At 36.0% G+C, this 16,856-nt stretch carries 7 protein-coding genes; 4 read left to right on the top strand and 3 right to left on the bottom strand.

Annotation, left to right across the window (positions count from 1 at the left end):
- The first annotated feature begins 10 nt into the window (after nt 1-10).
- The 4 genes from KKI44_RS10120 (at nt 11) to argS (ending at nt 8,485) form a co-directional block, all read left to right on the top strand.
- A complete protein-coding gene (locus tag KKI44_RS10120) occupies nt 11-1,564 on the top strand; it encodes a SusD/RagB family nutrient-binding outer membrane lipoprotein (protein WP_214590886.1) in 1,554 nt (517 codons plus the stop codon).
- Nucleotides 1,565-1,971: 407 nt separating this feature from the next.
- Nucleotides 1,972-4,887 carry a SusC/RagA family TonB-linked outer membrane protein gene (locus KKI44_RS10115; RefSeq protein ID WP_214590885.1) on the top strand — a complete coding sequence of 972 codons (2,916 nt, stop codon included), beginning with the start codon at nt 1,972-1,974 and terminating at the stop codon, nt 4,885-4,887.
- A gap of 2 nt (nt 4,888-4,889) precedes the next feature.
- A complete protein-coding gene (locus tag KKI44_RS10110; RefSeq protein ID WP_214590884.1) occupies nt 4,890-6,266 on the top strand; it encodes a SusD/RagB family nutrient-binding outer membrane lipoprotein in 1,377 nt (458 codons plus the stop codon).
- 104 nt (nt 6,267-6,370) lie between these two features.
- Nucleotides 6,371-8,485: an arginine--tRNA ligase gene (argS, locus tag KKI44_RS10105; RefSeq protein WP_214590883.1), complete on the top strand. Its 2,115-nt coding sequence runs from the start codon at nt 6,371-6,373 to the stop codon at nt 8,483-8,485.
- Between the two features lie 45 nt (nt 8,486-8,530).
- Here argS and KKI44_RS10100 read toward each other — a convergent pair whose 3' ends face one another.
- Genes KKI44_RS10100 through KKI44_RS10090 form a run of 3 tightly spaced genes read right to left on the bottom strand, consistent with a single transcriptional unit; the run spans nt 8,531 to nt 16,837 of the window.
- Complete coding sequence (locus tag KKI44_RS10100) at nt 8,531-9,466, bottom strand: YihY/virulence factor BrkB family protein (protein WP_214590882.1); 936 nt, start codon at nt 9,464-9,466, stop codon at nt 8,531-8,533.
- 12 nt (nt 9,467-9,478) lie between these two features.
- Nucleotides 9,479-11,806 (bottom strand): BamA/TamA family outer membrane protein, encoded by a 2,328-nt coding sequence (locus tag KKI44_RS10095; protein WP_214590881.1) that lies wholly within the window; start codon nt 11,804-11,806, stop codon nt 9,479-9,481.
- Nucleotides 11,807-16,837: a translocation/assembly module TamB domain-containing protein gene (locus tag KKI44_RS10090; protein WP_214590880.1), complete on the bottom strand. Its 5,031-nt coding sequence runs from the start codon at nt 16,835-16,837 to the stop codon at nt 11,807-11,809.
- Nucleotides 16,838-16,856: the final 19 nt, after the last annotated feature.

Genomic DNA, 16,856 nt, shown 5'->3' with positions numbered 1-16,856 from the left:
TTTTATTACAATGAAAAAATATATTTTTATAGCGTTAGCAGCATTATCAGTTGCTTCTTGTAAGCTTGATGATAACATTTCGCCGAACGACCCTAGCGTTGAGGCTGTAACTCCAAATTTATATTTAAGTGCAGCTCAAACTTCTAACTATAATGTGCAGGTAGGAGATATTTTCGAATTATCCAACGTGTGGATGAATAACTGGGCTGGAAATATTTATTATTTTGCTTCTCCTTATAGTGCTGAATATCAGTTACAGGTAACTTCAGCATTTACCAGAGGAAATAACTTTTGGAATAATAGTTATATAGCAATGAGTAGATATGCGAATATTTATAATAATCCACAAGCTGCTCAGTACTCTAATCACGCTGCGATTGCGAAGATTTTAATGGCAAATGAAATGCAGTATATTGTAGATTTTTTTGGAGACGCTCCTTTCTCTGATGCATTCAAGCGTGATGCGAATCTTACTCCAAAGTATGATAAGGGTGAGGATATTTACAAGAATTTAGTATTGATGATCAATGATGCGATCACTAGCATTAATACTGGTAATCCTCAATTTGCGGTAGGTACAGAAGATGAAATTTTTGCAGGTGATATGACTAAATGGGTAAAACTAGCTAATACAATTAAGCTGAGATTATTACTTAGACAGTCAAAAGTTACAGATGCTACTATAAAAGCTTTTGTAACGGCTCAACTTCAGTCTTTACAAGGAGCACAATTCTTATCTGAAACTGATGGAGATGCTACAATTAATCCAGGTTATGGTAGTGGTACTGCTGCACAGCAAAATCCATTAATCAGAAATTATGCTTATTTAAATTTTGATCAGCAAACTGAGAATATTCAAGGATATAGACTTATTGATATTTCAAGTCACTTTGCAGGTTTATTAAATGGAGCTAATGCTAAAACTACAGGAACTACTGATACTCGTCGTGGAAGTATGTACCGAGCTGTTGGTGGTACTATTAGAGGTATTACTCAAGGTGATGGTCAGATTCCTGGAACGACAGAAGCTTCTTTTTCACGATTAGGTTGGAAGTTCCGTCAGATTAACGCTCAAGGTACTGCATTTGTCGACAATTCTAATATTGATGGAGTAGTAATGAGTGTTGCAGAGTCTGAATTGTTGCAAGCTGAAGCAGCAGAATTGTATCCAGCAATCTTTACAAATGCAGTTGGTCATTATAATCAAGCAATCGTATCATCATTTAGATTCTTTGGTTTAACGGCTGCACAGGCAACTGCTTATACGACTTCTTTGTCTACTAAACCTTATGGATGGAATGGATCTGATGGTCATATTGCAGCAATTCAATATCAAAGAATGGTTGCTTTACACTTCATCAAACCACAGGAAACTTACATCAACTATTTAAAAACAGGTTATCCTGTAACTCCTTTAGCTCTTACGGCTACTCAGCCGAACAAGCCGTGGAGATTAGTATATCCTTCTAGAGAATATAACACAAACAGTGCAAATGTACCGGTTGTAAACCAAGCAGATGTTTTTGTGAAAAATCAATTTACTCCTTTCTGGAATAGAAACTAATCTATTTGAAATAATATCTAAAAACCGCCTTCGGGCGGTTTTTTTATTTTTAAGTGTTAAAATTTTAGTTTCCTCATCAATAAAATGTATGCGAAACATCGTATTTAATCTTTATAAAAAGAGATAAATGCGTTTTTATTTTATGTAAGTTGTTGTTTATCAGATTTAATGAGTTTAATTTTTATTTTTATTTGTGTTCGATTTATACCAGTTTGATTTTTGAATCTAAGAAAGCTTTAATATGTTAAAACTGTATAAAATTTGTTAATTTTAGTTTTTTTAACATATTTTGTTGATTTTTTATAGATTATTAATTGTTTTATATGTGTTTTTGTTAAATTTCTGGCATATTGTTTTGTATTAATCATAAAATTATACAAATTTGTGATAAGTAAATATAATGTGATATGAAAAAACTGACGGCAGGTGTTCTTGTTCTTGTTTTGTCTTCATCTCTAGCTGTAACTATGGCTCAGAAGAAGAAGAGTGATACAGTAAGAACACAGGAAATTGAAGGTGTGGTTGTAACTGCACTCGGTATTAAAAGAGAGAAAAAAGCTTTAGGATATGCAACGTCCCAGATTGGAGGTGGAGATTTGCAAAAGTCTGGCGAAGCAAACGTAATTCAAGGATTAGCAGGAAAAGTTGCAGGTGTACAGGTAACCGGAACGGCAGGTACTCCTGGGGCATCAAGTAGAATTGTTATCAGAGGACAGAAATCACTAGAACTTAGCAGCCAGCCTATAATTGTGCTGGATGGACAGATTATAGATAACTCATACAATAATAATGCAGGATCCGGAACTAATATCGGAGGTGTTGATGATTCTAACAGAGCGGTTGATATTAATCCTGATGATATTGAAAGTGTAACTGTACTAAAAGGAGGTGCAGCCGCTGCATTATACGGTGAAGGAGCCAGAAATGGAGTTATCATTTATGTTTCTAAAAAAGGAAAAAAAAGAAAAGGTATTGGTGTAGATTTTTCGACTACTGTAGGTTATGACGAATTGAGTAATATGATTGATCTTCAAAAGACTTATGCAGCAGGTACTAATGGTGTTACCTATATTGCTCCGGCTCAATACGGAGCAGATGGGTTGGCTTTAACATCAGGTACCAATCAGTCTTGGGGACCATTAATTTCAAGTGTTCCAGGTTTGAAATCTTATGATAATGTTAAAAATTTTTATAAAACCGGAGTTACTAATAACTATAATTTAGCACTTTCAGGAGGCGGAGAAAATGGTAATTTCAGAGCTTCATTTGGCCATTTGGATCAGACAGGGATTGTTCCAAATACCAGTCTGAAAAAAACATCTTTCAACATTAATAGCGAATATAAATTTACAGATAAATTAAAAGCAGGAGCAGATTTTCTTTATAGTAATACCACTGGAGTTAGAGCTCAAAAAGGAAGTAATTTGTCTGGTATAATGCTTTCTTTGTTAAGAATGCCGTCTACTTATGACGTAAGAGATTATCAAACGCCACAAGGATATAATAAGAATTATTTTGCAGCATACGACAATCCATTTTATACTGTTTACAATAATCCGTATAAAGATGAAACCAATCGAGTAATTTTTAATGGACATGTCAATTACAATTACAGCAAATGGCTAAATGCAACTATTAGAGCAGGCGTGGATACCTTTACTACTCACGCACAGCAAAATTATTCATTTTCTAGTAATGGAAATACTACGGGGGACAGATCCGGGCAGGTTATTATAGATACTTTTACCAAAAGTTTATACAATTTTGACTTAATTTTCAATGGTTTGGTTGATATTACAGAACATATCAATATGAATTATAATATTGGTGGTCAGATTAATTCTACTTTTTTTAATGATCAGTACAGTATAGGATCAACAATGCTTGAAATTAATCAGTATAATCTTAGTAATTTCTCTACATTTACTGCTCAAAACAGTGACTATAAACAGATCAGAAGGGGGATTTTCGGATCATTAGAATTTGGTTTTTATGATCAGTTTTATTTAACGGCAACAGCTAGAAACGATTGGAATTCAGCTTTACCAAAAGCAAATAATTCCTATTTTTATCCATCTTTGTCAGCTTCTTGGCTATTTAACAAAACACTAGGATTGCCGGATTGGGTAAATTTAGGAAAAATTAGAGCGTCGTATGCAAGTACCTATGCAGCACCACTCTCCTATAATGTAATTACCCCATACACAACACCTCTTTTTACGGATTCATTTGGTCCACAACTGACTTCTCCATATAATAGTGTAGGAGCCTATGGTTTTTCTACAATGCTGAGAAATTCTAATTTAAAACCAGAACATAATAAAGAGTTTGAAATTGGTTTAGAGTTGGAGATGTTCAAAAGACTTCATTTTAATGCTAGTGCTTATAAGTCTACTAATTATGATTTGCTAATACGTCTTCCTATAGCACCTTCTTCAGGATATTCAAGTTATTATACCAATGGACCGACAGTAGAAAATAAAGGGCTAGAGCTAAGTCTTGGTTATGATATTCTAAAAAATGAAAATTTTGGTTGGGACTTTACACTAAATTGGTCTCTTAACAGAAATAAGGTGACAGATCTAAATGGTGTTCAAAATAATTCTGCTATGGGCAATGATTACTTTAGTGGTAATCTAACACCAACCATATCTTTGGGACAGCCTCTGGGCATTTTTTATGGTTCTTCATACAAGAAAGATAACAATGGTAATTTAATAATTGGCTCTAATGGTCTTCCTATTTTAAATTCTGAATCTCAGTTAATCGGAAATCCTAATCCTGATTGGACTGGCGGATTCAGAAATAATTTCAGATATAAAAATATATCATTAAGTTTCTTATTAGACTTTAGAAAAGGTGGAGATATTTGGAATGGTACTTTAGCAAGACTGAATAGATTAGGAATGACGCAGGCTTCAGCAGATAATAGAACGGGAACATACATAATACCAGGTGTTTTAGAAGACGGTACACCAAATAATATAGCTATTTCCAATAAAACGTATTATGTTAGTTATTTGGGAGATGGTTCAGGTAGTGCCAATGAAACAGCAGTTGAGAAAGATATTAACTGGTTAAGATTAAGAGATGTTAGCTTAAGTTACAATTTAAGTAAAGTTTTTTCACAATCTATGGGCTTATCATTTGTAAAGAATGCAGAACTAAGTTTAAGCGCCAGAAATCTTTTCCTTATTACTAATTATAAGGGGATAGATCCTGAAAACTCCTTTGCTGGTTCAGCATCCAATACACAGGGCTTCGATTATTTTAATAATCCAAATACCAGAAGCTATTATTTTACATTTAAATTCGGATTTTAATTATGAAAAAGTTTACATATATAATAGGTAGTGCGATGTTTGCTCTACTCAGTTTAAATTCTTGCCAACACGAAATAGATACGTTTAACGATAATCCCAATAGTCCTACGGAATTATCTACTCCTACTACTTTATTAACAGGGGGCGAAATAGGAACTATTATTAATTCTACGGGCAATCTTCCTAGAACTTTGAGTTTATTTACACAGCATACAAACGGAAATCAGTTCCAGTCATTAGATTATACCAATTATTTTATAACAGAAACGGATGTTGAGACAGATTGGACCAACATCTATCAGGCAGGAGTTAATTTAAATCAGATTATTACACAATTTGGAGCTCAGAATCCCTATTATGATGGCGTTGCAAGAGTATTATTAGCTATGAATGTGGGGTATGCAACCGATGCTTGGGGAGATGTTCCGTTTTCACAGGCATTTCAAGGCAATAATAACCTGAATCCTAAATATGAAACTCAACAACAGGTTATTTCTCAAATTCAGTCTTATTTAGATATTGCAATTGCAGATTTTGCTAAACCTCAAAGTGCGAATAAGTATTTACCTTCTTCTAATGATATCTTTTATGGGGGAGATATAGCGAAATGGAACAAGCTGGCGTATGCATTAAAAGCAAGATATGCTTTAAGATTAACACAGAGAGACGGAAGTACAGTTGCTGCACAGAAAGCATTAAACTATCTTCAAAACTCATTTACTTCCAAAAGTGATAATTTAGTGGCAACTTTTGACGGAGGGAATAATCAGAATCTTTGGTATGGTTTTAATAACCAAAGAGCAGGTTACATGTCTATGGGAAAATATTTTGTAGATATTCTTAAAAATAACAATGATCCAAGACTTGCATATTTTGTAGGATTAGATAGTCATAATCCACCAGGTTATTCAGGTTCTGCTCCAGAAGATGCTGATACTGATGCTTCACCATTTGGAAATTATTTTTCTGGAAATGCAAGTACGCCCAATGTAATATTTAGTTATAGTGAAATTAAATTTATAGAGGCAGAAGCTCAGTTCAGATTAGGAAATACAACGGCTGCTCAGGCGGCATTGAAAGCTGCTGTAAGCGCTTCTTTAGTAGATGTTACGGGAGCAGATAATCCAACATTTGCAAATACAGCATCAGCAGCTGTCACCTTACAAAATATTATTACTCAGAAGTATATTGCATTGTTTACGACTATGGAGCCGTATAACGATTGGAGAAGAACAGGCTTTCCTGCCCTGACACCTAATCAAAGTAGTCAGTCAAAGAAAATTCCTCTTAGATTAATTACTCCAAAATCTGAACGAACTTTGAACACTAATGCTACAGTTGTAGGAGATTTATATGCTCCTGTCTGGTGGGATAATTAAAAAATATATTAATATACAAAAGTCAACCGCCTTCGGGCGGTTTTTTTATTTCCGTATATTTGCAGAGCAGAAAAAAGACTCATTCGTTTTTTAAATAACAGACAATGAATATTAAAAATATAATAGAAGAAAAACTTTCGGAGGTTATTTTAAATGTGTTTCAGTTGAAAGACATTACGCTGGAAGTTCAGGAAAACAAAACAGAATTTGAAGGAGATTTTACAATTGTAACGTTTCCTTTGGTGAAGCAGTTAAAGAAAAAGCCGGAACTTATCGGGGTAGAGTTAGGAGAAGCTTTAACAGAACAGACCGATTTACTGGAAAGTTTTAATGTGGTAAAAGGTTTCCTGAATATTAAAATCAGAAATCAGTTTTTTGTAGACAATTTTACATCTGCTTATAATGATTTCGATACTGTAGAAAGTAAAAATGCTACGGTAATGGTAGAATATTCTTCTCCCAATACCAATAAGCCGCTTCACTTAGGACACGTAAGAAATAATTTATTAGGTTTTTCCGTTGCTCAGATCTTGAAAGAAGCGGGATATGATGTCATTAAAACGCAGATCATTAACGACAGAGGAATTCATATCTGTAAATCTATGCTTGCTTGGGAAAAGTTCGGGAAAAATGAAACTCCTGAATCTACCAATACAAAAGGAGATCATTTCGTAGGAAAATATTATGTAGAGTTTGATAAGGAATTGAAAAATCAGACCAATATTATCTTCAATGATTTCAGAATAAATAAATTTGATCAGTTTGACACTCCTAAAAAAGAGGAAGTTAAAGCATTAAACGAAAAAATAAATACTCTTGAAGCTAAGAGAAAAGAATTGCTTCAGACAGTTGATCTCTCTGAACTTTCTGCATTGCATGAAGAGTTCGAAAAACAGTTTGAAGAAGCTTTAAATAATGATTCTTTGATTTCTGCTGTTCCTAAAAAGGTGGAAGAAATCATTTCCAAAAAGAATAAGGAAGAAAATATTTCTGACGAAAAAGAGCTGGAAACCATTAAATCTCAGACCAAAGTTTTTCAGAATATTTTTAAGGAAGTATTGGAAGTTGAAGGCAAACTTGAAGCTGAAAAGTCCAACCTGAAAGAGATCTGTAAACCGGTAACCGAAATCATGAAAGAAGCGCAACAAATGCTTCTGGATTGGGAAAACGGTGACGAAAAAGTAAGAAACCTCTGGAACGAGATGAACTCTTGGGTTTACAAAGGATTCAACGAAACATACAACAGATTGGGAGTGGATTTCGATCAGGTTCAGTATGAAAGCAATACCTATATTTTAGGAAAAGATTTGATTCAGGAAGGTTTGGATAAAGAAGTGCTGTATCAGAAAGAAGATGGTTCGGTATGGTGCGATCTTACCGACGAAGGTCTGGATCAGAAATTACTGCTTCGTTCAGATGGAACTTCCGTGTATATGACTCAGGATTTGGGAACTGCGGTAGAGCGTTTCAAGCAGAATGATATTCAGAAACTGATTTACACCGTTGGAAACGAGCAGGATTATCATTTTCAGGTTTTATTTAAAATTTTAGGAAAATTAGGATATTCATGGGCAGATCAGCTGTATCATTTATCTTACGGGATGGTGGAACTTCCGAACGGAAAAATGAAATCCCGTGAAGGAACCGTAGTAGATGCAGATGATTTAATGCAGGAAATGTACAAGGAAGCTAAAGCAATTACCACTGAACTAGGAAAACTGGAAGGTCTTACCGACGAAGAGAAAGAAGCTTCTTACGAAATTATCGGGCAGGCTGCGTTAAAATATTTCATGCTGAAAGTAGATCCTAAGAAAAAAATGCTGTTCAATCCGGATGAAAGTGTAGAATTTGCAGGGAATACAGGACCTTTCGTTTTATATACTTATGCACGTATACAATCCGTTTTGTCTAAAGCTCATTTTGAATTTAAAGCAACTTCAGATCTGGTTTTGAATGAATATGAAAAGGAACTGATTATGCTTTTAGCAAACTACAAAGGCACGGTAGAGAAAGCTGCCGAATTATTAAGTCCGGCGTTCATTGCCAATTATGTGTATGATTTGGTTAAATCTTATAATTCATTCTATCAGAGCAATCCGATTATCAGTCAGGAAGACGAAAATCTGAAACAGTTCCGATTGAATTTATCAGATCTTACGGCAAAAACCATAAAAAAATCATTAGGTTTACTCGGAATAAAAACCGTAAACAGAATGTAAAAATAAAACCTTCAGAACGCTCTGGAGGTTTTTTATTTTATCATTTTAAGCTTTTTCAGCATTCATTTTCTCTTTTAGACTGTCTTCATATAATTTGGCATCACTCCATTTTGCGTGTTTAGAGGGTAAAATCGTATATCCTTTTTTATAGGCGTAAACTTTCGTGTATTCCGCGCCAAAGAAAATCAGCATACAGGAATAATTAATCCACATCATGATCAGAATCACGGTTCCTGCAGCTCCGAAAGCGGAAGTAGGTTTCGTAGTTCCGAAATAAAGACTCAGTAAAAATTTACCCAGAGTAAACAATATTGCCGTTAGAAAAGCTCCGTTCCACACCGGTTTCCAACGCATTCTTACATCAGGAAGAATTTTAAACATCAATGCAAAAAGCAACATGACAATGGCAAAACCGATCACAAAATTCACCAACTGAACAATCAGATAGGTTTCCAGACCAAAATAATTCGTAATCCAGTTATTCAGGATACTGATCATTGAAGAAAGTACCATTGTGATCATCAGTAAAAAACCGATAATCAGGATCATTCCCAAAGAGTTGGCTCTGTCCAGTAAAAATTTAACGAATGCTTTCTGCGGAGTTGCCTGAACATCCCACAAATTATTAAGCGAGTGCTGAAGCTGAAAGAAAAGAGTAGTGGAACCGAAAACCAAGGAACCGACTCCCACAGCTTTCATAAAAATATTTTCTCTGTCAATTAATGCCCCTGCAATCATGTCCTGAATGCTTTTTGCAACATCTTTTCCCATGATTCCGCTGATCTGATTCGTGATTTCGCCGCGAATTGCCTCCTCTCCAAAGAAATATCCTGCAATCCAGATGATGATAATTAAAAGCCCGGGAATTGAAAAAATAGCGTAATAGGCAAGACTTGCGGCATCACTTGAAGCCGAAGAATTATTCCATTGTCTGAATGATTCTTTTAATGTTTCCCAGAAAAATTTTAATTGTTCGATCATTGATGGTGGTGTTTAGAAAGGATATCCGATGGCGATATTCAGGATAAGATTATCTTTTCTCCAGCTCGAATCTCCGAAATTAATTTTATCAAATGTCCATCTTTCACCCCTTTCATAATAAGGAACGCGCAATGGCATTGCTAGATCCAGTCTCAGGATCAGTATAGAGAAATCAAGTCTCAGACCAAAACCTGCGCCTACAGCCATTTCGCTTAAAAATTCTTTAGAAAATTTCGCTCCCGGTCTTTGAGGATCATCATTAATCAGCCATACGTTTCCGGCATCGGCAAACACGGCAACATTTAAAAATTTATACAAATTGGCTCTGTATTCCGCATTCAGTTCAAGTTTTACATCTCCCGACTGATCAAAATAATAGCCGGGCTTAATGGTTCTCGGATCAAAGCTTCCCGGTCCTAAAGTTCTTGCACGGAAGGCTCTCACACTGTTGCTTCCTCCGGAGAAAAACTGTCTGGAAAAAGGAATATACTCCGAATTTCCGTAAGGATAGGCAACTCCCGCAATGGCTCTCGTCGCCAAAGAAGTTTTTTCATTGAATTTATGATAGAACCTGAAATCATTCTCAATTTTGGCAAACTGACTGAACGGAACGCCGAAAATTTTTCTTTCTTTATCTTTTTCAACATTCGCTCCCGTAATCAAACCGGTTAAATTTCCTGCAAGATCCAAAGTTCCTTTATAATAAAAAGTATTCGGCTTCTGGAGCATCGTGTTGGTATACGTATAGGAATAAATCGGTCCGAATATCAACTGAGGTTTTACCACTCTGGCTAAAGCATCGTTATTCCTTGAAATTGAATCGTAAAGAGGTGTAATATTTGCCGGAGAAACATAGGTGATGTCAAAAATCTTCAGATCATGCTCTTTTCTTGCATTTTCTTTCCAGTTGTACCCGAAAGATCCCGTAAAAGTATTCAGGGAATAATATTCTGTTCTGTTCTGGAATTCGTAGCCAACCGAAATATTGGTTCTCGGAACAAATGCGCTCGAAGAATTAAACCTGAAAGGCGCAACAATCCTCGGAATTGAAAGTTGCGCATTGGCTCCCGTTCTGAAAATATTTTTCGCGTTTTCCGGACCTCCGATCTGGAAATCAAAAGCACCGTAAACAGAAGCTTTAAACTGTTCGGCGCCGCGGAAAAAATTACGGTGGGTCCAGTTAAGATTCACTTCACTTCCGGCGTAGTTTGCAGAATTGGTTCTTCCCAAAGCTTCCAGACGAAGCGACTGAAGCTCTCTCGGAGTCAGAAGATAATACGTGTCAAATTTATGTTGTAAAGAATCGGAAACAATAAATTCATTTTTCACAAATTTGAAGACACCAAGACTGATGAGTCTGTTCAGCGTAAGATTATGATTCGTTCTGTTGTACAGATCTCCTTTTTTAAAATATAATGCTCTGTCGAAAATTTTTGGTTTAAATTTATTCTGAGGATCAATAACATAAATGTCGCCGTGTTCATATTTCTGAAGCGAATCTGTGTTCATCGGGATCGAATATTTTCCCTGTTTCACATCCTGAATACTATAATTCGGGAAAACAATTACTTTATCAATGCTGAATTGTTGCGTAGACAGATCCGGAGTATTATCCTTCAGCTTCACATTCAGTTCCACCTTGTGATTTTTGCTTACTGTACTGTCTGCCTGAACAATAAGATTATCGGGATGGAAATAATAGAATCCTCTTTCTTTCAGACGGTTATCTATTCTTTCTCTTTCAGATTTTATCACATCAAGATCAAAAGGATTTCCCTGCTTCAAAAGCGTGTAGTCTTTCAGATTCTGGATTTCCTGATTCACCAGTGAAGAATCTTTCTGGAATTTTACATTGCTGATCAGGTATCTTGCTCCTGGTTTCAAAGTATAAATTACTTTGGCTTTTTTATTTTTGGAAACCGTGTCATACGTAGCTCTTGCATTGAAATATCCTTTGTTTTCAGAATAATTAACAATGATGTCTTTATTGAATTCGCGGTCTACATCTCCCAGCAAAACAGGTTTTTCTCCCACTTTATATTTCAGCCAGTAATTGAAGCCTTTTTCTTTTTTCGGTTCTTTGGCAATATTATAAAAATACAGTTTAGGTCTTAATCCTAAAAATGAAGAATTCGGTTTAGGAGTCAGTTTATCCTGAAGCGCACTCTGAAGATCTTTCTTTTCCTTTTTCGGTAAAGTGTCGTTTTCAATCTTCACTTCCGCACCCGTGTAAAGCATCTGTCCTTTCTTCAGAAATCGTGTATTGCTGCAGGAAAGTGTTGCGGAAGCCATTCCGCAGGTGATTAAAAATTTAAAATAGGTATGATAATTTTTTTTCATTTACTTAAATTCTACCGCTTGGTTTTGTTGGTTTTTTCTGGATTCCTTCTGTTTCCTGTTTTTAGATTTCTGGAAGATCTCCCGGAATTTGTCATAATCCAGTGTAATGATAAATCCTACGCCAGTTTCCACGATCTGCCCCTGAAGCGCAACCTGATATTCATTCTTACGGTACGCTCTAAGCATATATCTGCCGTCTCTGGAAAGGCTGTAATCTACCGTTACGTCTCCTGCAATATTCGTCATGTTTTCATTTTGTCGGGCTTCTCCTTCCAGTGCAAAATTACTTCCCACAGAAACTTTCAGACGGTCGTTCAGCAGTTTTTTGCTGACTCCGACATTCAAATCTGTTCTTGTATTTTTAGATCCTGTGGAATAATCTTCAGAAGATTCAAGGTCAAAATTCAGATCCACTCCTTTAATGAGATCCGACGCAAGATTATTTAACTGCTGGGAAAGAATTTTACTCACACTCTGTCTGGCAAGCATTTCTCCCGAAAGTCCCGCTCCGGATTCGAAAGGATTCTCTCCCACAAATCTGTTGAGGAGAAGAAGGGCAAAAACCTGTTTGTTCATTTCAGATTCCTGAGTTCTCAGCTGAGAAAGTTTCTGATCTACAATATCTGTAACTGTAGAAGAAACCGCATTATTTTTCTTATCGGTGGTTATATCAAAAGTGATTACCGGTTTCAGCAGTTCTCCTTTCATCTTCAGTAGTGTGCTGAAAGGAATTCTCTGTTTAAACTGATTGAGTGTAGAAGCCTGTTCTCCGCTGATTTGCTGTTCCACAAGATCAATTGGGGCGGCTTCGGTTTTATAGACGGCGGTAATATCCAGATTTGCCGTTGTCGGTTCTCCGGTCCATGTAATCGTACTTCCTTTCTGAATATCAAATTTACGTTTCAGGATGCTCACCGTCATTTCATAACTTCCGGATTCCACTTCATAAACTCCGACGAGTGTCGTTTTTCCGGACGGATCGATTCCCCCTGTTAATTCTGCCTCCCCCTGAAGTTTTACAAAATCTCCGTTGGCTTTATCAATCAGTAAAGACATTTTTGCTTTTTTGCTGATCTCAATATTCACATTAACATCCATTCCCTTAATTTTACTTTGGGAATTTAAAGAATCTGCTTTTATAGTCTTATTTAAAACAACCTGATCCTGATCGATAAATTCTACAATTCCGTCTCTTTCCTGAAGCGTAGGAGAAGATTGGGGAAGCACAAAAGTAAAATCTGTATTGTCTGCAACAGCCAGCCTTCCGTCCACCTTCGGCAAATCTAAATTTCCACGGATGTGCAATCCTGCATCAATAGAGAGAACACCATACATAATCGCATCGTTGGATTTTTCAGAATTAACCACTTTGAAATTCTGTGCATCTACATCGAGGTTAAAGGCAAAATCTCTGTATGTCTGCGTAAGAACCTGTCCGTCCACTCTAAGCGCGTTTCCGTCTTTATCGTTAATTTTAAAATTATCAAACTCAATTCCGCGGTTGGTAAAGCTTATTTCGTCATTCAGTTTTCTGAAATCGCTTCCTGTTTTTGCTATTTCCAGCCCTACATCATTGAATTTTACTTTACCTAAAATATTCGGTTTGGATGCTGTTCCTGTAATCTTAAGATTTCCTGAAAGATATCCTTCCGTATTGTTTATCGCATTCATCGAGAATCCCTGTACAGATTTCATCTGAAGCTGATTGATCGCCATATTCATATCAAATGTGCTGGAAGAAGTATTGTAATCTCCCAGAATTTTCACATCATTATTATTTCCGGAAAGTGCAATATCCGCATTCAGAAGATTCGGAGCATTGTTATTGACTTTTACGGCAAGGTTTCCGACAGGATTTCCGTAGACAATCAGATCAGATACATTGAGATCTGAAGTGAAGGTCATATTTTTGGTGATATTTTTAAGCTGAGCCGTTCCGTTAATGGTTCCTCTTGCCAAAACCGTATCTTTTTTAATTAATTCGGTAATGGTTTCAATTTTAAAATCCTTCAGAGAAACATTCAGCGGAGCATTCGGAGTCTTGCTTTCAGATTGTAAGGCAATTTCGCTTCCGCCGTTGGAAAGTCTGAAATTATCTGCCAGAATTCCGTTTTTGCCGATCTGTATTTTATTTCCTTCAGAAACCGTCCAGTCAGAATAATTTAATTTTAAACCATTCGGATTTAAAGAAATCTCCGTGATGTCGTTCAGCGATTTTGCATTTCCGGCAATCAGGAACTGGGTAACCTCTTTCTGGTCTTTTGTGGTGATGTTATAATTGATGATATTATTGGCAACATCTCCTGTAATTCCGACTCTATTCAGCGCGAAGCTGGAACTTTTCAGCCCTGCAACATAAAGATTATATTGTAAAGCATTATTTTCGTTCGTTACTTTTATGGTGGCATTTTCAATAGAATTTTCACCGTAAAGAACCTGCGGAATCTGTCCGTCGATCTCAATTTTCTGAGAATCTGCGTCATAATTTCCGTTTAAATTAATGGTTTCAAAACTTTTAAGATCCGGAACAAATTTTCTGATCAGATCATCATTTTTAATTTTTGCATTGAAGGTGAAAAACTGTCCTGCCTGAATTTTCTGTGCTTTTCCGGGTTTTTGGAACTGATAATATTGGTTAATTGTGTTTGACAAAGCACCGAAAATCTGCGTCAGTTTATATTTTCCTTTTAATTCGACATCTGCAATCTGGGAATTGAAAATAATATGGGTGGAATCCGCAGTTGAAGACGCTTTTAAATTCACTTCCTGAATCGGGTATACTTCTTTGGTATCCGAAAAGGCAAAGTCTTTTAAATTCAGATAACCGTTCAGATTGTCGGGATCGAGATTAGAAAAATCTCCGTCTATTTTTCCGGCAAGAGTCATCGGATCTTTATAGAATCCCAGTTTGTTGAGGTCTAATTTTATGACTTCTCCGTTTACTTTTACCGTCGGATTTTTTTCGTTGTACACTCCGGAAGCGGTTAACATCATGTTCGCATTCGGATCTTTTGAATTTAAAACAACATTATACACACCGCGGCGGATTTTTCCGGTAAGATTCATGTTCTGATAACGGTATCCTTTATAAACAGCCGAAGCAACATGACCTTTAAGATCGGCATTGGCATTTTTAAAATCGAAACTTTCTCCTTTCGCGTAAATCTGTGCAGAAATAGCCCCGATTTCTTTATTCTGAATGATTTTCCCTAACTGAAGTCCCTGAAGATTGGCTTTTACATCATACAGTTCTCTGTTTTTTCTGCGCATATCCACATTTGCCTTAACGGAAGCATTTCCAAGCGTAGAGTAGAGGTTAAGGTCTGTTGCAACTACTTTCGTAGTTCCTTTTGCGATTCCTTTGATGCTGAAATTGGAAGGAAGCGAAATATTTTTCGGAATTGTATTTTTGGGAACTAAATTGTAAATGGTTTTTGCAGATGAAGATAATTCTGCTATTTTCAGATCGTAATACAACTGATCCGGATTTGTTGCATTTTTCACTCTTCCTGATGCGGCAACTCTTAGCTGATCGATACCTGAAATTTTCAGATTATTAATCAATAAATCATTGACGCTTCCTTTTACATTGGCATTAATATTTAAAACCGCGTTGGGATATTTGTTGAAAGGTGTGGTATTTCTTAAGGTCGGAACAATATTCAGGATATCAGAAAATCCGATTCTGGAATCTTTGATGTTGGCTGAAATCTGTACGGCTCCTAAATTAGAACTCAACTGTTCGATTGAATTGTAATTTAAAACCACCTCATCGCGAAGAATGGTTTTCGGAGTCTGTAAATAAAGATCTTTTAAGTACGCCTGTTTATCATTATATACAAAATCTGTGTTGAATTTCTGAATATCCAATCCTCTTGCTTCCTGAATTTCTGCAGAATTTACGTTTCCTGCAAAAGTATTGTTCTGCATTTTAAAACTTCTGACTTCAAGATTCAGCTTGGAAAAATTCAGATGATTGAAATCCATTCCCTGTTTTGTCGGAGCAATCGCGGTATTGTTGTAAGCAACTTTTACATCATTTAAAACAAATTTTCCTAAAAGAAGGCTGAGTGCTTTTTCTTTTTCTGAAGGTTTTGAAACTTCCGGCTCCGTTTTCGGATTGGCATTTTTTGCAGGAAGATATAAGTTGGCGTTAATATCGGCTCCGGAAAGAAACACATTATCTACATTGTAGGCATTGTTTTCCAGATCGAGTTTATTCACTTTCGTGCTTAATTCTTTAAATAAAACTTTAGCGAAAGTTTTGGTATTGTCATCTCCATAATCGATGTTGAAATTGGTGAGTTTAATTCCTCTTAAACCAATCTGCATCGGCTTTTTATTATTAAGGGAATCTACTTTTTTCTCGACTTTTTTGGAAACCTCTTCTACAAGATCCTGCTTCAGTTTCAGTTTTAAGCCGTCTAAATTGATGTCGTTGACGGCATAAGAATTCTTCTGAAGATCAAAGGTTTTTACCCTTGTATCAAAAGATTTAAAGTAAAGCTGAATATCATTTCTGGATTGCTGATCGTTGAAGGTAACGCCGATGTCTTTCAGATTGATTTTATCTAAAGAAATAATGAACGGTTTGGAAGTGCTTTCTTCCTTATCGCTTGTTGCAAAAGCATCCAGAATATAATCGAAGTTAAATTTTCCGTCGGGTTTTCTCACTACATTGGCTCTTGCTCCTTCCAGATCTACAGAGGTAATATCTGCGGTGGAATTAATAAGCTTCAGCATATTTAAACCGACATCCAGTTTTTTTACTGCCAAAAGGGTGTCGATATCCTGACCTTTCAGGTAAAGGTTTTCCATCACAAGACTGTTCGGAAAACCGACGTAGACTCTTTCGAGGCTAACTTTTGTTTTGATTTTTTTCTCCAGATAAACCACCAGTTTGTCTTTGATAAAATTCTGAACAACAGGAAGTCTCAGGCTGAGTATTAGTAACGAAAAAAATACCAGTATGGATATAATGGTAATTGCAAAACGCTTAAAGAGTTTTCTTTTATTGATTTTCAGTTTCAAAAGTGATCGGGTTTAAACA

Source organism: Chryseobacterium sp. ZHDP1, from assembly GCF_018603435.1.
GTDB lineage: Bacteria > Bacteroidota > Bacteroidia > Flavobacteriales > Weeksellaceae > Chryseobacterium > Chryseobacterium indicum.
Note: the sequence above shows the minus strand (reverse complement) of the source record. Positions and strands in the feature narration are given on the sequence as shown.